Consider the following 19,097-nt stretch of genomic DNA (forward strand, 5'->3'; position numbering starts at 1 on the left):
AGACATGGACGTTCACGACACGGCCGCCGCCGGTGCGGCCAGATGCCCCATGTACGACGACTCCTTCGCGGCCGACCCGCAGAAGGTCTACGACTACCTCCGGGCGCACGGCCCGGCCGGCCCGGTCGAACTGGCCCCCGGTGTGGACGCCAACCTGGTCGTCGACCACGAGACGGCCCTGCGCGTGCTGCAGAACCCCAACCTGTTCGCGCGCGACGGCCGCCGCTGGACCGCCCTCAACGACGGCCGGGTCCCCCTCGACAGCCCCGTCCTGCCGATGATGGCCTACCGGCCCAACTGCCTGTTCACCGACGGCGCCCAGCACCTCAGGCTGCGCAAGGCGGTCACCGAGAGCCTCGACCGCCTCAACGTCACCCGCATCCGCCGCGACGTCGAGCCGATCGCCGCCTACCTCATCGACCAGTTCAGCGAGCGGGGCCGGGCGGACCTGATCAACGACTACGCCAAGCTGCTGCCGCTGCTGATGATCAACAAGCTCTTCGGCTGCCCCGCTGCCATCGGCGACCGGGTCACCAGCGCGATGGCCGACATGTTCGACGGCAAGGACGCGCTGAAAGCCAGCGACGAACTCACCGCCTGCTTCATGGAGCTGGTCTCCCTCAAGCGCCGCGAACCCGGCGACGACATCACCTCCTGGCTCGTCCAGCACTCCGCCGGCCTCAGCGACGAGGAGCTCAAGGACCAGCTGGTGATGCTGATCGGCGCCGGCGTGGAGCCCGAGCGCAACCTCATCGCCAACGCCCTGCTCCTGCTCCTGGACCGGGACGGCGAGGACGGGCCGAGCATGCAGATCGAGGACGCCCTCGACCACGTCCTGCTCAACAACCCGCCCATCGCCAACTACGCGACGCACTTCCCGCTCCAGGACGTCGACCTCGGCGGAGTGGTGGTTCAGGCGAACTCCCCCCTGGTCATCAGCTTCGCCGGAGCCAACAGCGACCCCGCGCTCGCCTCCTCGGGCCAGGCCCACAGCCGTGGCGCCCACCTCGCCTGGGGTGCGGGACCGCACGCCTGCCCGGCCAAGAGCCCGGCCCAGGTGATCGCGGTCACGGCCATCGAGCTGATCCTCAACGCGCTGCCCGACCTGCTCCTGAGCGTCCCGGCCCAGGAACTGCAGTGGCGTCCCGGCCCGTTCCACCGCGCCCTGGCCACCCTTCCCGTGCAGTTCAGCCCCACCCCGGCCACCCGGATGGCCTCGGCGTACGGCGTGCCCACCGCGGCCCGCCCGACCGTCGTCCAGCAGCCCCAGCAGGCGGCGCGCGTCTCCGCAACCGCCGCCCAGAAGCCGGCCAAGAAGGGCTTCTGGAGCAGCTTCCTCGAGATCTTCCGTGTGTGACGGCTTAGCACCGGCCGGCCGGTGCCGGAGAGCGGACTGACGGCTTCACGAGTCCCCTCTCCGGCACCTGCGTTCGTTCGGGGGACAGTTCGCCGCGCACGCGCCCGAAAGGCCCGTCTCCGGGCAGAATCGACTCCCGTACAGCACAGCGCGCAGTACGAGGAGCGGCGTATGGAGTACTACGACCTCGGCGCCCACGGCCGACCCGTCACCACCGACTCCGCCGAGGCCCAACTCTGGTTCGACCGCGGCCTGGTGTGGACGTACGCCTTTCATCACGAGGAGGCCGTGGCCTGCTTCGAGAAGGCCGCCGCCGCCGACCCGGACTGTGCGATGGCCCACTGGGGCATCGCCTACGCGCTGGGCCCCAACTACAACAAGCCCTGGGAGTTCTTCGACGACCGGGACCTGGCCCGGACCGTGCGACGCACCCATACGGCCGTCGAGACGGCGAACGCGAAGGCGGCCCTCCGGGCCACCGACGTGGAGCGGGCCCTGATCGGCGCCCTGCGCTCCCGCTACCCGCAGGCGAAGCCCGCCGAGGACTGCGCGGTGTGGAACGTGCCGTACGCCCACAGCATGCGCGCCGTCCACGAACTCGCCCCGGACGACGCGGACGTGGCCGCCCTGTACGCGGACGCGCTGATGAACCTCACGCCCTGGCAGCTGTGGGACCTGCGCACCGGCGAGCCCGCCGCGGGCGCCCGCACCCACGAGGCCCGAGCCGTGCTGGAACGGTCACTGGCGGGCACCACCGGCCGTACCCACCCGGGTGTCCTGCACCTGTACGTCCACCTCATGGAGATGTCGCCCACACCCGAAGTGGCCCTGCCCGTCGCGGACCGGCTGCGCGGCCTGGTGCCCGACGCCGGGCATCTCCTGCACATGCCCTCGCACCTGGAGGTGCTGTGCGGCGACTACCGGCGGGTCGTGGCGGACAACAGCGCCGCGATCGCCGCCGACGAGAAGGCCCTTGCCCGGGCCGGAGCGATGAACTTCTACACGCTCTACCGCTCGCACAACCACCACTTCAAGATCTACGGCGCGATGTTCCTGGGCCAGTCGGAGACGGCCCTGGAGGCCGCCGCGCAGCTGGAGGAGTCGATCCCTGAGGACCTGCTGCGGGTCGAGAGCCCGCCCATGGCCGACTGGCTGGAGGCCTTCCTCGCGATGCGCGTCCACGTCCTGATCCGCTTCGGCCGCTGGACCGAGATCCTGGACCTCCCGTTGCCCACCGACCCACGCCTGTACTGCGTGACGACCTCGATGCTCCACTACGCCCGCGGCGTCGCCTGCTCCGCCCTCGGCCGCATCACCGAGGCCGAACGCGAGCGCGCGCTGTTCCACGAGGCGGTCGCCCAGGTCCCCGAGACCCGGATGCTCTTCAACAACACGTGCGCCGACGTCCTGGCGATCGCCTCCGCGATGCTGGACGGCGAACTCGCCTACCGTAAGGGAGAGTTCGACACCGCCTTCGCGGCGCTGGAACGGTCGATCGAACTGGATGACAACCTCCCCTACGACGAGCCCTGGGGCTGGATGCAGCCGACCCGCCACGCCTACGGCGCCCTCCTGCTCGAACAGGGCCGTATCGCCGAGGCCGAGGCCGTCTACCGCGCCGACCTCGGACTTGACGACGCCCTCCCGCGTCCGCTCCAGCACCCGGGCAACGTATGGGCGCTGCACGGCCTCCACGAGTGCCTGATCCGCGGGAGGAAGGAAGGGGAGGCGCGGATCGTCGCCCAGCAACTGCGGATCGCCCTCGCGCTGGCCGACGTACCGGTCGAGGCGTCCTGCTTCTGCCGGCTGGACACCGGCGCGCCGGACTGCTGCGGATAGGCTTCGTCAACCGGCCTACGGCAGCAGGGAGTCGCATGCGGACCACGGGCGCATTCATCGCGGACGCCTATGAACTCGGCCCGGGAACCTGGACGATGACGCCCGTCGCCCGCGGCGCCCTGGGACAGATCTGGAAACTGTCCGGCAACGGCACCGCGTGGGCGGTGAAGGAGCTGCTCTTCGAGAAGGACGAGCCGGACGTCGGCGCCGAGGCCGCACTGCGCGACGCGGCGGAGACGCTGGGCGTCTCCGCGCCCCGTCTCCTGCCCGACCGCACCGGCGCCCATGTCGTACGGCTCCCCGAGGGCTCCTGGGCGAAGCTGTACGACTGGGTCGACGGCACCCCGGTCGCCCCGTCGGACCCGTCGGACCCGGAGATCCTGAGCTGGTGCGGTCGTACGCTCGCCCTCCTGCACAAGGCGGGCCAGGGTGCGAGCGGGACTCCGAGCGGCTGGTACGAACGGTGCAACCCGCAGTCCGACTGGGCCGAACTGCTCGGCAAGGTGGAGCGGGCCGGTCTGCCCTGGGCAGCGGAACTGGGCCGGTTCGTGGCCTCGACGGCCGTAGAGCTGGCCCTGCATGTCTCGCCGTCGTCTCCCGGTGACGTGGTGACCTCCCACCTCGACATGCGTCCGCAGAACGTCCTGGTCGGCCCGGACGGACCGGTCCTGCTGGACTGGGACAACGCCGGGCCCGTCTCGGCCGAGCGTGAACTGGCCCGTGCTGTCCACGTATGGTCGGGCGGCAACCGCTTCGACGCCGATGCGGCACGGCGCCTGGTGCGTGCCTACCGGGACGCCGGGGGCCGCGCGGCCGTCAAGAGCGTGGACGCCTTCTCGATGCTCATCGCGACCGACCTCAACTACGTCTACGTACAGGCCGAATGCGCGGTCGATCCGACGGTGACCGCCGAGCAGCGCGCGTTCGGGAGCCGTGAGGCCGTGGCCAAGCTTCGCGGCCTGCCCGACCTGACCGCCGTCTCCCGGCTGACGGAGGCGCTGACGGACGAGTGGTGATCTGCGAGCCTCGCCGACCTGGCACTAATGTCCTCGGCATGAGCGAAAACTCCGCGCGGTCCGTCACCGTCGAGCGCACCAGCACCGGCCACTTCGTCGCCACCAACACCCGCGGCGGCACGATCAGCTTCGGCACCGGCTCCGACAGCGAGTTCACCCCGGTCGAACTGCTCCTCGCCGCGCTCGGCGGCTGCACGGCGGTGGACGTCGACCTCGCCACCACCCGCCACGCCGAACCCGACTCCTTCTCCGTCCAGGTGAGCGGCAACAAGGTCAACGACGAACTCGGCAACCGGCTGACCGACCTCGCCGTCACCTTCACCGTCACCTTCCCGGACGGCGAGGGCGCGGACCGGGCCCGCACGATCCTGCCCCGGGCGGTGAAGACCTCCCACGACCGCCTGTGCACGGTCAGCCGCACGGTCGAGATCGGCACGCCGGTCACCGCGACCGTCGAGGACGCCTGACCGCCGCGTTGCCTGTCCCCGTGTCAGACTCCCGCCTTCGCCGTGTCGCCGTTCTCGTCCTCGAAGGCGCGAAACCCCTGGACGTCGGCATCCCCGCGCAGGTGTTCACCACGCGCGCGAGCATGCCGTACGAGGTACGGCTGTGCGGCGCGGCCCCGGGGCTCGTGAGCGGTGGGGACGGGCTGTCGTACCACGTCGCCCACGGTCTGGAGGCGCTCGCCTGGGCGGATCTCGTCTTCATCCCGGGCTACCGGTTCCCGGACCGGGAGGATCCGCCGCCATCCGTCGTCGAGGGGCTGGTCGCCGCCCACAGCAGGGGCGCGCGGCTGGCCGCCATCTCGACGGGCGCCTTCGCGCTGGCCGCGACCGGTCTGCTCGACGGCCGGCGCGCCACGACCCACTGGCACTACACGAGGGCACTCGCGGCGAAGCATCCCCTCGTCCGGGTCGACGAGAACGTGCTGTTCGTGGACGAGGGCAGCGTGCTGACCTCGGCCGGCGCCGCCTCCGGCATCGACCTGTGCCTGCATGTCCTGCGCGGCGACCTCGGCGTGGCCGCGTCCAACCACGCGGCCCGGCGCCTGGTCGCGGCCCCCTACCGCAGTGGCGGTCAGGCGCAGTACGTGCCGCGCAGCGTGCCCGAGCCCCTCGGCGAGCGCTTCGCAGCCACCCGGGAGTGGGCCCTGCACCGCCTGGACGAACCCCTCACCCTCGACCTCCTCGCGCGGCAGGCCGCGGTCTCGCCGCGCACGTTCTCCCGACGCTTCGTCGAGGAGACCGGATACACGCCGATGCAGTGGGTGATGCGCGCCCGCATCGACATGGCCCGCGAGCTGCTGGAGCGTTCCGAGCGGAGCGTCGAGCAGATCGCCACCGACGTAGGGCTCGGGACGGGCGCGAATCTGCGGACGCACTTCCAGCGGATCCTGGGGACGACGCCGAGCGAGTACCGGCGCACCTTCACCCGGGGCGAGTAGTCCCTCCCTTCGGCCAGGTGGGTACCTGTGCCGATCTTGGCGCGATCCTTTTGAACCATGGCGATCGCGCCACTGTCAGCGGGGGCGGCCGCGCGCGAGCCTGGTGGGCATAGGGAAGGGACACCATTCATGACTCGCATCGCCATCAACGGATTCGGCCGTATCGGACGCAATGTGCTGCGCGCGCTCCTCGAACGCGACAGCGCGCTGGAGGTCGTCGCCGTCAACGACCTCACCGAGCCCGCCACGCTCGCCAGGCTGCTCGCCTACGACAGCACGGCCGGCCGCCTCGGCCGTCCGGTGACCGTCGACGGGAACACCCTGGTCGTCGACGGCCGTCGCATCACCGTGCTCGCCGAGCGCGAACCGGCGCAGCTTCCCTGGGCCGAACTCGGCGTCGACATCGTGCTGGAGGCCACGGGGCGGTTCACCTCGGCCAAGGCCGCCCGCGCCCACCTCGACGCGGGCGCGAAGAAGGTCCTCGTCAGCGCACCCTCGGACGGCGCCGACGTCACGCTCGCGTACGGGGTCAACACCGACGCCTACGACCCGGACCTGCACACGATCGTCTCCAACGCCTCGTGCACGACCAACGCGCTCGCGCCCCTCGCCTCGGTGCTCGACGAGCTCGCGGGCATCGAGCACGGCTTCATGACGACCGTGCACGCCTACACGCAGGAGCAGAACCTCCAGGACGGCCCGCACCGCGACGCCCGTCGCGCCCGCGCCGCCGGCGTCAACATCGTGCCCACCACGACCGGCGCCGCCAAGGCGATCGGCCACGTGCTGCCCAACCTGGACGGCAAGCTGTCCGGCGACTCGATCCGCGTCCCGGTCCCGGTCGGCTCCATCGTCGAGCTGAACACGACCGTCTCCCGTGACGTGACCCGCGAGGACGTACTGGCGGCGTACCGCACGGCGGCCGAAGGGCCGCTTGCAGGTGTCCTGGAGTACTCGGAGGACCCGCTCGTCTCCTCGGACATCACGGGCAATCCCGCCTCGTCGATCTTCGACTCGGCCCTGACCCGCGTGGAGGGCCGCCATGTGAAGGTCGTCGCCTGGTACGACAACGAGTGGGGCTTCTCCAACCGCGTGATCGACACGCTGGAGCTCCTGGCCAACGGCTGAGGCTCTCGGCCCCAGCACAGCACGCGTGACCCTCTTGACCGGTGATGATCCTGACTGACAGGATCATCACCGGTCGAGTAGGTGACATCGGTGTGAACGGGAGCCCGTATGGCCGTGATCCGCGACATCGAGGTCGTCGTCTTCGACGTCCTCGGCACCCTCGTCGACGAACCGGCCGGACTCCGAGCGGGAATCCGCGAAGCGGTGCCCGCCTCCGACGAGGCGCGCGTCGACGAACTGCTCGCTCTGTGGCAGGGCCACGGAGAGCGGGAGCGGCGCCGCATCGCCCAAGGGGAGCGCGCGTACGTCAACAGCTCGGTTCTCGACGCGGAGGCCGCGCACCTGGTCGCGGCCCGCGCCGGGTGCACGGATCCTTCGACCGTGGCTCGCTTGGCCATGGCGGGGCAGCGCCTGCCGCCGTGGCACGATTCCGTCGCCGGTCTCGAACGGCTGTCACGGTGGTTCCCCGTGTTCGGGCTCTCCAACGCCGCACGCACCGTTCTTCCACGACTCAACGCCCATGCCGGACTGCGCTGGCACCAGGCCCTGTCCGCAGAGACCGTCCACGCCTACAAACCGGCGCCCGAGGTCTACCGACTCGCCCTCGGCGCCGCCGGATGCGCGCCGGACCGCGTGCTCATGGTGGCTGCCCACGCCTGGGACCTGCGCGGAGCCCAGGCGACGGGAATGCGGACCGCCTACGTGCACCGGCCCGTCGGGGAACCGCCTACGAGCCGTGACACCTTCGACGGCCGATTCGGTGGCCTGGCCGAACTGGTCACCGCCCTGACGGCGCCCTGACGGGAGCCACGGTCAGCAGGCAGGTCGTTGTCGAGGCCGGCCTCGGCGCGATCAGGCGCCGCCCAACGTCGTGAGCGTCGACTGGTAGGCGGCCTTCTTGTTCCCGTTCCGGTCGAACAGCAGCGGGTTCTCACCGCTGCGCCAGGAGTCGCTGTCGCGGATGCCCCAGACGGTGATGCCGGTGCAGCGTGCCACGTTCATGCAGGCCCTCACCGTGTTCGCGTACGCGGCTGAGGACGCCTGCGCGATGTCGAGTTCGGTGATCTGGACGTCCACGCCGAGCGCGGCGAAGTTCGACAGCGTCGTCTGGAAGCTCGACGGCGGGCCGCCGGCGCCGAAGTGGGACTGGAAGCCGACGCAGTCGATGGGCACACCCCGGGACTTGAAGTCGCGGACCATGCGGTAGACACCCTGGGTCTTGGCGTCGCTCCAGTTCTCGATGCTGTAGTCGTTGTAGCAGAGCTTGGCCGCCGGGTCGGCGGAGCGTGCGGTGCGGAAGGCCTCTTCGATGAAGCCGGTGCCCAGGACGTCCCGGAAGACGGAGCTGCGCATCTGGCCGCTGCCTCCGTCGGCGAAGGCCTCGTTGACCACGTCCCAGGCGTAGATCCGGCCCTTGTAGTGGTTCATCACCTGGGTGATGTGGTTGTTCATCACGCCGCGCAGGGTGTTCGCGTCCCTGATGGAGCTGACCCAGCTGGGCAGTTGACTGTGCCATACGAGGGTGTGTCCGCGCATGCGCTGACCGTGGGAGGCCGCGCGGTTGACGATCTGGTCGGCGGGGCCGAAGTTGAACGAGCCGCGGGATCGCTCGGTCGTGTCCCACTTCATCTCGTTCTCCGGGGTGACCGAGTTGAACTCGCGGTCCAGGATCCCGGTGTACGTGCCGTCGCCCAGCCTTCCGGAGGCCACCGCGGTGCCGAAGTACCGTCCGGACTGGGCCGCTTGGGCGCCCAGAGTGGAGGCCCGGACCGCGTCGGGTGCGGCGGTCGCGGCCGCCGGCGTCACCAGGGCGCCGACGGCCAGCAGGGTTAACACCGAGGCTCGGCGACGGCCGAGCCGCGTGAGCGGGTTCATGGTTGTCCTCCATGGTGTGCGGGGGGTTGGGTGGTGTGGTCGAGAGGGTCGGATCAGGGCGTCGACAGCTCGAAGCGCGGGACGCGGACCGAGCCGCCGAGTGCCTGGGTGGCGTAGTTGAAGAGGGCGAATCGGTAGCCCATGAAGAACCGCCAGTCGTTGCCCATCGAGAAGGAAGGGCCGAGGCGGGTGAAGTTCGTGCCGTCGGTGCTGTAGGAGAAGGTGCCGGGGCGTGCGGAGCCGGGGCGGATGTCCGCGCTCGCGCGCAGCCAGAGGCGGCCGCCGGAGACGGGTGCGCTCGCGGCCTCGGTGCCGGTACCGGTGGTGTTCCAGTTGCCGTCCATGGTCACGGCGTTGACCATGGCCACCCGGGTCGCGCCGCCGTCGCGTCGGACGCCGATCCAGGCGGAGGAGTCACGCAGCAGCGCGAGTCCGGCCCGGTCGCCGTCCCGCATCGTCGAGAAGTCGAGTTGGACGGTAGCGGTGGAGGTGGGTCCCTGGATGCGGTGGGTGAGGGTGTTGCGGGCCCAGTACAGGTCGTTGGTGACGGTCGCGGTCCGCAGGGTCAGTCCGTTGTCGACGGACCACTTGGTGTTGTCCGGGTTGTGGTTCCACTCCCACCTCGGCTTGAGGCTCGTACCGTCGAAGGTGTCGACGCCGGTCATCGGGGTGACCTGGCGGGGCGGGGTGGGCACGGCCGGGCTGGGATACGACGTGCCCCAGGCGCCGTTCACGAGTTGGACGACGGGCCAGCCGTCCGCGGTCCAGGTGACCGGCGCCAGGGCGGGCATCCGGCCGCCGGGGTAGGCGTCGACGAAGGCCATGTAGTACCAGGCGCCGCCCTGGGTCTGGACCAGTCCGCCCTGGTGCGGGACGCCCCCGCCGGGGATCGGCCCGCGCAGGTCGAGGAGGACCTGCCGCATCGTGTAGGGGCCGAAGGGGCCGCTCGATGACTTCAGGATGTACTGGCCGTTCGCGGGGCGGGTCAGGAAGATGTAGTACTGCCCGTTGATCTTGTAGAAGCGGGAGCCCTCAAGGGTGCCGACGCTCGACGGTGTGGTGAAGACCTGCTGCGTACGGACCTGGCTGCGTCCGTCGGGCGAGAGCTGGGCCACGCTGATGGTGGTGTTCCCGTACGCCACGTACAGGGTGTCGTCGGTGTCGACGAGCAGTCCCGCGTCGTAGTACGGGGTGCTGATGGTCGTGAGGCGGTTCCACGGCCCCTCGGCGGCGGTGGCGGTGTAGACGTACGTCCTGGCGAAGTCGATCTGGCCGAGCCAGTAGAAGGTCCTGTTGCTCGGGCGGTAGGCCAGCGAGGAGGCCCAGATGCCCCGGACGTAGCCGCGCGCACCGTTCAGGTCGTACTTGGCGCCGAAGTCGAGGACGGGTACCGAGTGACCGGCGATCTCCCAGTTCACCAGGTCGTACGAGCGCAGGACGGGCGCCCCGGGCGAGTAGTGCATCGTCGAGGCCGAGGCGTAGTAGGTGGCGCCGACGCGGATGATGTCGATGTCCGCGAAGTCCTGCCAGATGACCGGGTTCGTGTACGTCCCGGCGGCTTCGGCGGCCATGGCGGCCCGGGGGGCTCCGGCCAGAGGCAGGAAGGCGCCGGTGACCAGGCCGGCGCCGGCGGCCAGCGCGCGGCGGCGGTCCATGGATTGATGAGAGCATGACATATCCATTCCAAATCCAACCCCTGTTCGAAATTGCGAACGTTAGTCGGCCGGGGGACACCCTGGATGGTAGGGGGTGGAGAGCTCCCGTCAATATGTCTCGCATGATTCGTGGATGACACCGAAATGTTTCGGCGTTTGCGAGCCCGGTGGGGCCGTGTTGAGGAGAATTTGGCACGACCGGCGTAGTTGACAACCCCGTCAGCCTCCCTAGTATCCGTGGCGGCGACGTCCGGAAGAAGACCGAAATTTCGAACGACAGTGAATGTCATGTACCTGCTATGAGTCGACAGGCGTACTCCAGTCATCCACTGTCTGGCGTCGCCCTGAAAGGAGCCCACCGTGTCCAGACGAACAGGCAGACGACTGCTTCGTGTCTTCGCTTCCGCCGTCCTGACGGTCGCCGCGTCCGTCACAGCCGCGATCCACACCCCGGCCACGGCCGCGCCGGGCAGCCCGGCACTCACTCCACCGCTGGGCTGGAACAGCTGGAACAGCTTCGGGTGCGGGGTCACCGAGGCGCAGGTCCGGCAGGCCGCCGACGCGATGGTGTCCTCGGGCATGCGGGACGCCGGCTACCGGTACGTCGTGGTCGACGACTGCTGGTTCGACCCGCAGCGTGACGGGGCGGGCAACCTGCGGGCCAATCCGACCAAGTTCCCGAGCGGGATGAAGGCCCTCGGCGACTACATCCACGGCAAGGGCCTGAAGTTCGGCATCTACCAGGTGCCGGGCGACCGCACCTGCGCGCAGACCAGCGGTGCCTATCCGGGCTCGACGGGCAGCAGGGGGCACGAGACGCAGGACGCCGCCACGTTCGCCTCGTGGGGCGTCGACTACCTCAAGTACGACTGGTGTTCGTCGAGCGGTACCCGCGACGAACAGGTCACGCGCTTCACGCTGATGCGTGACGCCCTGCGTGCCACCGGGCGGCCGATCGTGTACAGCATCAACCCCAACAGCTTCCACGCCATCACCGGCGCCACGTACAACTGGGGCGAGGTCGCCGACCTGTGGCGGACCACCGAGGACCTGCTCGACATCTGGCAGAACGGCAACACCAACAGCTATCCGATGGGTGTGGGCAATGTCCTGGACATCACCGCGCCGCTGGCGGCGCAGTCCGGTCCGGGGCACTGGAACGACCCCGACATGCTGGTCGTCGGCCGCCCCGGTCTGTCGCTGACCGAGTCCCGCTCCCACTTCGCGCTGTGGGCCCTGCTGAGCGCGCCGCTCATGGCCGGTAACGACATCCGCACCATGTCCGCCGACGTGAGCGCGATCCTGCGCAACCCCCGCCTGCTGGCCGTGAACCAGGACGCGCTGGGCGCGGGGGGGCGCAGGGTGCGCGACGACGGCGACACCGAGGTGTTCGCCAAACCGCTGTCCGACGGCTCGGTCGCGGTGGGCCTGTTCAACCGGGGCGGCGGCACCGCGACGGTCACCGCCACGGCCGCGCAAGTCGGCCTGTCCGGCGGGCCGTTCACCCTCACCGACCTGTGGACCGGCGGCACGTCGAGTACGTCCGGGCAGATCTCGGCGAGCGTCCCCGCGCACGGCGTGGCCGTGTTCCGGGTGAGCGGTGGCAGCCCGCTGGCCGCCACCACCTCACGTCTGCGCGGCAACGCCTCCGGCCGCTGCCTGGACGTGGACAACGCCTCCACCGCCGCCGGGGCCACGGCCCTGATCTGGGACTGCCACACGGCCGCCAACCAGCTGTGGACCACCTGGGCGGGCGGGGAGATCCGCGTCTACGGCGACAAGTGCCTGGACGCATACAACCAGGGCACCACCAACGGCACCCGGGTCATCACCTGGCCCTGCAACGGCCAGGACAACCAGAAGTGGACCGTCGGCTCCGACGGTTCGATCCGCAACGTCCGTGCCGGGCTGTGCCTCGACGTCAACGGGGCCGCCACCGCCAACGGGACCCCGCTGGTCCTGTGGACCTGCAACGGCCAGGCCAACCAGAAGTGGACCCGCACGTGAGGGGCCCCGAGCACCGGCCGGCAGCCCACCCACCAGCCGACATCCCCCGGAGGCCACGATGATGACGGCTCGACCGTTACCCCCCGCCGGTACGAGGCTCACCCGGGCTGCCGCCTGGGTGGTGGGCCTGCTGCTGGTGTTCGCCGTCGTCCCCGCCGCGGTGCAGCCCACCGCGGCCCGGGCCGACAACCCCATCGTCCAGCACGTCTACACCGCCGACCCGGCCCCGCTGGTCCATGACGGACGGGTCTACCTCTACACCGGGCACGACGAGGACGGCTCCACCTACTTCACCATGAAGGACTGGCGGGTCTGGTCCACCGCCGACATGGTCAACTGGACCGACCACGGCTCCCCGCTCAGCCTGACCACCTTCAGCTGGGCGTCCGCCGACGCCTGGGCGGGCCAGACCGTCGAGCGCAACGGCCGGTTCTACTGGTACGTGCCGGTGAAGAACAAGGCGACCGGCCGGATGGCCATCGGCGTGGCGGTGTCGGACAGCCCCACCGGACCGTTCCGGGACGCCCTCGGCCGTCCGCTGGTGGAGAACGGTGAGATCGACCCGACCGTCTTCATCGACGACGACGGCCAGGCCTACCTGTACTGGGGCAACCCGAACCTGACGTACGTCAGGCTGAACGCCGACATGACCTCCTACTCGGGGAGCCCCACCAGGATCCCGCTCACCACCGCGGGGTTCGGCACCCGCACCGGCGACCCCAACCGCCCCACGCTGTACGAGGAGGGGCCCTGGGTCTACAAGCGGAACGGTCTGTACTACCTGGTGTTCGCGGCCAAGTGCTGCTCGGAGTTCATCGCCTACTCCACGGCACCCGGCCCGACCGGGCCCTGGACCTACCGCGGGACCGTCATGCCCACCCAGGGCAGCAGCTTCACCAACCACCCCGGGATCGTGGACTTCAAGGGCAGTTCGTACTTCTTCTACCACAACGGCGCGCTCCCGGGCGGAGGCGGCTATACGCGCTCGGTCGCGGTGGAGAGGTTCTCCTACAACGCCGACGGCACCATCCCGACGATCAACATGACGAACGCGGGCGCCCCCCAGGCCGGCACGCTCAATCCGTACGTACGCCAGGAGGCCGAGACGATCGCCTGGGGTTCCGGGATCGAGACCGAACCGTCGAGCGAGGGCGGAATGAACGTCGGCTGGATCGACAACGGCGACTACGTCAAGGTCAAGGGCGTGGCCTTCGGGTCTGGCGCGTCCTCCTTCACCGCGCGCGTGGCCTCCGGCAGCGGCGGCGGCACCGTCGAACTGCGCCTCGGCTCCCCGAGCGGAACCGTCGTGGGCCGGTGCGGTGTGCCGAACACCGGGGGCTGGCAGACCTGGACGACGGTCAGCTGCCCGGTCACCGGCGCGACCGGAACCCAGGACCTCTACCTGCGATTCAGCGGCGGCAGCGGCTACCTGCTCAACATGAACTGGTGGCAGTTCAGCCCCGGCGCCACCGCGGCCCCGACCCACTAGTCAAGAAGGGGAGTTGCACGATGGGAAGGACACGATCCGTCTTATGGCCCGCCCTGATCGCGGTGCTTGTCGTCCTGAGCATGGGCGGCACGGCAGTGGGCCGCGGCCAGGACGAGAACACCCCGCTCACGGCCTCCGCCAGCGCTGCCGCGAGCCCCGGCTGCGGCAAGGCACCCGGCCTGACGAGCGGTACGTACACCATCCAGAGCGGCGGCAGGAACCGGAGCTTCATCCTGCGGGTCCCGGACGGCTACGACCGCGACCGCGGCTACCGGCTGGTCCTCGGGTTCCACTGGTGGGGCGGCACCTCCACCGACGTCGCCACGGGCCGCACCGTGGAAACGGGCACCTGGGCCTACTACGGGCTCCAGCGGCTGGCGAACAACAGCGCCATCTTCGTAGCGCCCCAAGGCCTCGACAACGGCTGGGCCAACTCCGGCGGCGAGGACGTCACCTTCGTCGACGACATGATCCGGCGGATCGAGGCGGACCTGTGCGTCGACACGACCCAGCGCTTCGCTCTGGGATTCAGCTACGGCGCCGCCATGTCGTACGCCCTCGCCTGTTCTCGCGCGACGGTCTTCCGCGCGGTCGCGGTCCAGAGCGGCGGGCAGTTGAGTGGATGCAGCGGCGGAACGCAGCCCATCGCCTACCTCGGTGTGCACGGCCTCCGGGACAACGTCCTCGCCATCTCCGGCGGGCGGGCGATGCGCGACAGGTTCGTCAGGAACAACGGCTGCACCCCCCAGAACCCGCCCGAGCCCGCGCAGGGCAGCCTGACCCACCGGGTCACCACCTACTCGGGCTGCTCGGCCGGGCATCCGGTCGCCTGGGCCGCGTTCGACGAGGGGCACATCGCCGCTCCGCAGGACGGGGCCCCCGGTGACAGCGGCAGGACCTGGCTGCCGGGAGAGGTGTGGAAGTTCTTCACGCAGTTCCAGGGCTCCGACCCGTCACCGGGGACCGCCACCTGCCGGGTCACCGACACCGTCAGCGCGTGGAACAGCGGTCTGACCTCCAACATCACCATCACCAACACCGGTACGACCGCGATCGACGGCTGGTCCCTGGTCTTCACCCTGCCCGGCGGCCAGGCCATCACGTCCGGCTGGAACGCGGCCTACTCGCCCACCTCCGGTCAGGTGACGGCCAGGAACCTCTCCCACAACGCCACCATCGCCCCGGGCACGTCCGTGGGCATCGGCTTCCAGGCCACCCACACGGGCGACACGGCCGTGCCCACCTCCTACACCCTCAACGGCACCGCCTGTGCCGTTGAAGGGAGTTGACCGAAGGGATCAGGCGGGTCGGGCCGCCCCCCGTGCAAGTGGCGTGCGGCTCTCCCTGTCTCATCGCGGCTCGGGATCGGGGAGGGCCTGCGCGCACCAGATCGTTTTTCCGTAGGTGGTGTGCCGGGTGCCCCATCCCTGGGTGAGCTGGGCGACGAGGAGCAGGCCCCGGCCGCCCTCGTCGAAGGCGCGCGCCCGGCGCAGGTGCGGGGCGGTGTTGCTGGCGTCGGAGACCTCGCAGATCAGGGAGGTGTCACGGATCAGCCGCAGCTTGATCGGAGGCGCGCCGTATCTGATGGCGTTGGTGACCAGCTCGCTGACCACCAACTCGGTGACGAAGGAGGCCTCGTCCAGGCCCCAGGCGTCCAGTTGGTCGAGGGCGAACTTCCTGGCGCGTGGCACCTGCGCGGGGTCGGGCTCGACATCCCAGTCAGCGACGTGCTGGGGATCCAGGGCGTGAGTGCGAGCGAGCAGCAGGGCGGCGTCGTCGGTGCGGCGTTCGGGGAGCAGCGCGTTCATCACCGAGTCGCACAGGTCCTCCAGCGAGGTGGCGGATCGGTTCAGGACCCGCAGCAGTTCGGTGACCCCCTGGTTGACGTCGCGCTCGCGGCTTTCCACCAACCCGTCGGTGTAGAGGGCGAGCAGGCTGCCCTCGGCCACCTCGATCTCCGTCGCCTCGAAAGGCAGCCCACCGACGCCGAGGGGCGGTCCCGGCTGTGCGTGCACCGGGGTTTCGGTGCCGTCCGGGGAGATGACCAGCGGGAGCGGATGGCCGGCGCTCGCCAGCGTGAAGTGGCGGGAGACCGGGTCGTAGACGGTGTACAGGCAGGTGGCCCCGAACTCGCCGGTCGGCTGGAAGGGGCCGGCGGGCTGGAGGTCGCTGGCAAGGTGGAGGACCAGGTCGTCCAGGTGGGTGAGCAGCTCGTCAGGCGGCAGGTCCACGTCGGCCAGCGTGCGGACCGCCGTGCGCAGCCGGCCCATGCTGGCCGAGGCGTGCAGCCCGTGGCCGACCACATCGCCGACGACCAGGCCGACCCGGGCCCCGGAGAGCGGAATGACGTCGAACCAGTCACCGCCCACCTCCGCGTCGGTCCCGGTGGGCAGGTAGCCGGACGCCACCTCAAGGGCTTCCTGGCTCGGCAGTCGCTGCGGCAGCAGGCTGCGTTGCAGGGTCAGTGCCGTCGCACGCTCGCGTGAGTACCGGCGGGCGTTGTCGATCGCGATGGCCGCCTTGGCGGTCAGCTCTTCGGCGAGGATCAGGTCGTCGGCGGTGAAGGCCTCGGGCCGGTCGGTGCGGGAGAACGCGACGACGCCGAGCAGCGCGCCGCGGGCCCGGAGGGGCACGGTGATCCGGCCGGTCAGCCCGTCCGCGGCGATGGACTCGTCGATCAACGGATTCCCCGGCGGCCAGTGGGCCGGGTCGGCGGCGAGCCCGGGTCCGAAGGCCCATTCGCCTCCCTGACTGGGTTCGGCGGCGAGCTGGACCGTTGAGCGGCCGGTGGTCAGGCAGCGGGCGGCGACGGAGTCGCGAGCATGGCTGACCGGAATCGCCGTCCCGGCAGGCAGGTCGGTGCTGCCCTCCTGCGCGCTGTGCCGGGCGGCACGGCTGAGCGTGAGGGTGTCGCCGGGAGCGAACGTGGCCGGGGAGGGCGGTTCCTCCCCGCGCAGCACCTCGTCGAAGAGATCCACGGTGACGAGGTCGGTGAATCCCGGCACCGAGGTCCTGGCCAGCTCCTGGGCGGTGCCGATCACGTCGAGTGTCCGGCCGATGCCGCCGCTGGCCTGGTTGAGGATGAGCAGGCGTTGCCGAGCCCAGTACTCGGCGCTCATGTCGAATCCCCAGTTGGCGACCGCGCGGAGCCGGCCCTCGGCATCCCGTACGGGCCAGATGCTGGTGGCCCAGGCGTTGGCGTAGTCGCTGCCGCGCGGCTGGAAGACGGTGATCAGCCGCGTGGGCTCGCCCGTCCTCGCCACCTGTGCGAGCGCGTCGGTGTACGGCTTGTCGTCCCTCTCGGGAAACAGCGAGCGGTCGAATTCGGGAAGCACCTCGCGGTACTTCTTGCCGAGCACCTGTTCCTCGGAGTGCGCGATCACCCGGCCCGAGGAGGCGTTGATCCACAGGAACCGCAGCTCAGGGTCGTAGACGCCGAGAGCGAAGGGGGACTGCTCGAAGGCCCAGTCGGCGATCGTGGGTCGCCGTTCCCAGCGCTGGAGGGTCACCACATGGCCCAGCGCCCGGCCCTCCGTGCCGCCCAATGGGTGAGCCGTCACCACGGCGTCCACCGTGGAACCGTCCCGGTGCCGCAGGGAAACGGGACTCGTGTGATCCGGACCGGTGGGGAAGCTGTCGGGAAAGCCCGGTGGCGCGGGAGCGGCCAGCAGGTCGGTCAGGGGGCGCCCGACCGCGTCCTCAGCCGTCCAGCCCAGCAGCAGACGGCCGCTCTCGCTCCAGCCGCTCACCAGGCCGTCCGGCCCCACCACGAGCGCGGCAGCGGGGGCATCCTTCTTGTCGGCCATGTCCATCCGCGACGCCTCCGTCCGGACAGCCGTGCCCCTCAGGGCTGGTTTCCAGCGGCTGATTCCAGCCTAGATCCGCTTCCGCTGGACGGCGCCTCGGCCGGTGCGCCCCGGGCCGGACCCCACCGGGTGCCTCCCTCCCTCCCCAGCCCGTCGGCAGACCGGCGACGAACGAGGTGAGCCGATCGGCGATGAGGCGGTCGTCGTGGGCCGAGTAGTGCCAGTCGCAGCCGACGAAGTCCAGGCCCGAGTCGTCGAGGGACCAGGAGCGGACCCGGCTGTCGCCGGTGTCGTTGCGTGCCCTGACCACCTGCTGGACATGGCCGGCGTACCGGGCGGCGCCCAGCGCGACGATGGTCGTGCCGGGCCCGTAGCGGGTGCGCAGCTTCTGGACGAAGTCGCCGTGTCTGAAGTGGCGGACGCGCTCGCCGCCGAAACGGGCTTCGTCACCGGACTTTGGATGTCCGCGTCAGCCGCTGACCGGCGCGCCGTCACCCTTGTCCCGGAGGTACGCGACGCCGACGACACCGCACCATGGCCCAGCCCCCCCGAGCGCCCTCTCCACGCCACCCTGCGGGGCCGCGGACGCGTCCCAGTATCATCAACGTCGCCCCAGGCGTGCGAACCCCCGAACAGGTCGGACGGAACGTGGAACACCATGATCGGCAGACTCCCCTCGGCCTCCGGGGTGCTCTCCGTACTCGGGCTCTGATCAGGCCGGACGTGCCCGCGGCGCACGGTGGGGGGAGTGGTGAGCGGTGTCTCTGACGGACAAGGCCATCGAGGACATCCGTGAGCTGATCCGGTCCGGTGCGCTGCCGCCGGGCTCGAAGCTCCCGCCGGAGCCGGAGCTGGCCGCCCAGCTGGGCCTGTCCCGCAACCTCGCCCGGGAGGCCGTGAAGGCGTTGGCCGTCGCCCGGGTCCTGGAGGTCCGGCGGGGTGACGGCACCTATGTGACCAGCCTGCAGCCGAGCCTGCTCCTGGAGGGACTCGGCGGTGCGGTCGAACTGCTGCAGGGCGACTCGGTCGCGCTGCAGGACCTCATGGAGGTACGGCGGCTGCTCGAACCGATGGCCACGGCCCTTGCCGCCACTCGGATCTCCGACGCTCAACTGGCCGAGGTCAAGTGGCACTTGGACGCCATGCGCGAGGCCCGCGACGACGTCGCACAGCTCAACGCCCACGACGCGGCGTTCCACCGCGCCGTCGTCTCGGCCACGGGCAACGAGACCCTCCTCACCCTCCTGGAAGGTATCTCCGGCCGCACCCTGCGCGCCCGAATCTGGCGTGGTCTGATCGACGACAAGGCCGCGGGCCGCACACTCGCCGAGCACGAGGCGATCTTCAAGGCGCTCTCCACTCGGGACTCCGCCCTCAGCCAGGCCGCCGCGCTGCTGCATGTGAGCAACACCGAGCAGTGGCTGAGGGAGCACCTGCGCTCAGGCGAATCCCTTCCCGTCGAGACGACAGCGCACAAGTGA

Annotated in this window: 13 protein-coding genes and 1 pseudogene; 11 read left to right on the forward strand and 3 right to left on the reverse strand. The window is 70.4% G+C overall.

Annotated features, from left to right (window positions below; genetic code table 11):
* Positions 1 to 4 precede the first annotated feature (4 nt).
* The 7 genes from H293_RS0107800 (at position 5) to H293_RS0107830 (ending at position 7,585) form a co-directional block, all read left to right on the forward strand.
* Positions 5 to 1,357 carry a cytochrome P450 family protein gene (locus H293_RS0107800; protein WP_020117322.1) on the forward strand — a complete coding sequence of 451 codons (1,353 nt, stop codon included), beginning with the start codon at positions 5 to 7 and terminating at the stop codon, positions 1,355 to 1,357.
* Positions 1,358 to 1,528: 171 nt separating this feature from the next.
* Positions 1,529 to 3,196 (forward strand): hypothetical protein, encoded by a 1,668-nt coding sequence (locus tag H293_RS0107805; protein WP_020117323.1) that lies wholly within the window; start codon positions 1,529 to 1,531, stop codon positions 3,194 to 3,196.
* Positions 3,197 to 3,231: 35 nt separating this feature from the next.
* Positions 3,232 to 4,212, forward strand: a complete 981-nt coding sequence (locus tag H293_RS0107810) for a phosphotransferase enzyme family protein (RefSeq protein WP_020117324.1) — start codon at positions 3,232 to 3,234, stop codon at positions 4,210 to 4,212.
* Between the two features lie 38 nt (positions 4,213 to 4,250).
* Positions 4,251 to 4,679 (forward strand): OsmC family protein, encoded by a 429-nt coding sequence (locus tag H293_RS0107815; protein WP_020117325.1) that lies wholly within the window; start codon positions 4,251 to 4,253, stop codon positions 4,677 to 4,679.
* A 20-nt stretch (positions 4,680 to 4,699) separates the two neighbouring features.
* The gene (locus H293_RS0107820; RefSeq protein ID WP_020117326.1) at positions 4,700 to 5,656 is read left to right on the forward strand and encodes a GlxA family transcriptional regulator; all 957 of its coding nucleotides are present in this window, start codon (positions 4,700 to 4,702) and stop codon (positions 5,654 to 5,656) included.
* 129 nt (positions 5,657 to 5,785) lie between these two features.
* Positions 5,786 to 6,784: a type I glyceraldehyde-3-phosphate dehydrogenase gene (gene gap / locus H293_RS0107825; RefSeq protein WP_020117327.1), complete on the forward strand. Its 999-nt coding sequence runs from the start codon at positions 5,786 to 5,788 to the stop codon at positions 6,782 to 6,784.
* 108 nt (positions 6,785 to 6,892) lie between these two features.
* Positions 6,893 to 7,585, forward strand: coding sequence for a haloacid dehalogenase type II (locus H293_RS0107830; RefSeq protein WP_020117328.1), 693 nt, complete (start codon positions 6,893 to 6,895; stop codon positions 7,583 to 7,585).
* Between the two features lie 57 nt (positions 7,586 to 7,642).
* On the opposite strand, the pseudogene H293_RS0107835 reads toward H293_RS0107830, so the two are convergent.
* Together H293_RS0107835 and H293_RS0107840 are read right to left on the reverse strand one after the other, a co-directional pair.
* Positions 7,643 to 8,659 (reverse strand): annotated as a pseudogene (locus tag H293_RS0107835) (glycoside hydrolase family 10 protein); the annotation flags it as partial.
* A gap of 53 nt (positions 8,660 to 8,712) precedes the next feature.
* Positions 8,713 to 10,314 (reverse strand): glycoside hydrolase family 43 protein, encoded by a 1,602-nt coding sequence (locus tag H293_RS0107840; RefSeq protein WP_020117330.1) that lies wholly within the window; start codon positions 10,312 to 10,314, stop codon positions 8,713 to 8,715.
* Positions 10,315 to 10,674: 360 nt separating this feature from the next.
* On the opposite strand from H293_RS0107840, the gene H293_RS0107845 reads away from it, so the two are divergent.
* The 3 genes from H293_RS0107845 to H293_RS0107855 are packed head-to-tail and all read left to right on the forward strand — an operon-like array spanning position 10,675 to position 15,099.
* On the forward strand, positions 10,675 to 12,321 hold the full coding sequence (locus H293_RS0107845) for a glycoside hydrolase family 27 protein (protein WP_020117331.1): 1,647 nt from the start codon (positions 10,675 to 10,677) through the stop codon (positions 12,319 to 12,321).
* 58 nt (positions 12,322 to 12,379) lie between these two features.
* Positions 12,380 to 13,810, forward strand: a complete 1,431-nt coding sequence (locus H293_RS0107850; protein ID WP_028807647.1) for a glycoside hydrolase family 43 protein — start codon at positions 12,380 to 12,382, stop codon at positions 13,808 to 13,810.
* Between the two features lie 20 nt (positions 13,811 to 13,830).
* Entirely contained in the window at positions 13,831 to 15,099 is a 1,269-nt protein-coding gene (locus H293_RS0107855) for a CE1 family esterase (protein ID WP_033415249.1), read from the forward strand.
* Between the two features lie 60 nt (positions 15,100 to 15,159).
* On the opposite strand, the gene H293_RS0107860 is transcribed toward H293_RS0107855, so the two are convergent.
* On the reverse strand, positions 15,160 to 17,622 hold the full coding sequence (locus H293_RS0107860; RefSeq protein ID WP_020117334.1) for a SpoIIE family protein phosphatase: 2,463 nt from the start codon (positions 17,620 to 17,622) through the stop codon (positions 15,160 to 15,162).
* 752 nt (positions 17,623 to 18,374) lie between these two features.
* On the opposite strand from H293_RS0107860, the gene H293_RS0107865 reads away from it, so the two are divergent.
* Positions 18,375 to 19,097, forward strand: coding sequence for a FadR/GntR family transcriptional regulator (locus H293_RS0107865; protein ID WP_020117335.1), 723 nt, complete (start codon positions 18,375 to 18,377; stop codon positions 19,095 to 19,097).

It is taken from the genome of Streptomyces canus 299MFChir4.1 (assembly GCF_000383615.1).
Classification (GTDB): Bacteria; Actinomycetota; Actinomycetes; order Streptomycetales; family Streptomycetaceae; genus Streptomyces; species Streptomyces canus_C.

Bases quoted from the DNA above. Each gene is read 5' to 3' on its own strand.
- H293_RS0107855 (WP_033415249.1), top strand. From the start codon at position 13,831: ATGGGAAGGACACGATCCGTCTTATGGCCCGCCCTGATCGCGGTGCTT.
- H293_RS0107805 (WP_020117323.1), top strand. From the start codon at position 1,529: ATGGAGTACTACGACCTCGGCGCCCACGGCCGACCCGTCACCACCGAC.
- H293_RS0107815 (WP_020117325.1), top strand. From the start codon at position 4,251: ATGAGCGAAAACTCCGCGCGGTCCGTCACCGTCGAGCGCACCAGCACC.
- H293_RS0107800 (WP_020117322.1), top strand. From the start codon at position 5: ATGGACGTTCACGACACGGCCGCCGCCGGTGCGGCCAGATGCCCCATG.
- H293_RS0107810 (WP_020117324.1), top strand. From the start codon at position 3,232: ATGCGGACCACGGGCGCATTCATCGCGGACGCCTATGAACTCGGCCCG.
- H293_RS0107830 (WP_020117328.1), top strand. From the start codon at position 6,893: ATGGCCGTGATCCGCGACATCGAGGTCGTCGTCTTCGACGTCCTCGGC.
- H293_RS0107850 (WP_028807647.1), top strand. From the start codon at position 12,380: ATGATGACGGCTCGACCGTTACCCCCCGCCGGTACGAGGCTCACCCGG.
- H293_RS0107840 (WP_020117330.1), bottom strand. From the start codon at position 10,314: ATGGACCGCCGCCGCGCGCTGGCCGCCGGCGCCGGCCTGGTCACCGGC.
- H293_RS0107860 (WP_020117334.1), bottom strand. From the start codon at position 17,622: ATGGACATGGCCGACAAGAAGGATGCCCCCGCTGCCGCGCTCGTGGTG.
- gap (WP_020117327.1), top strand. From the start codon at position 5,786: ATGACTCGCATCGCCATCAACGGATTCGGCCGTATCGGACGCAATGTG.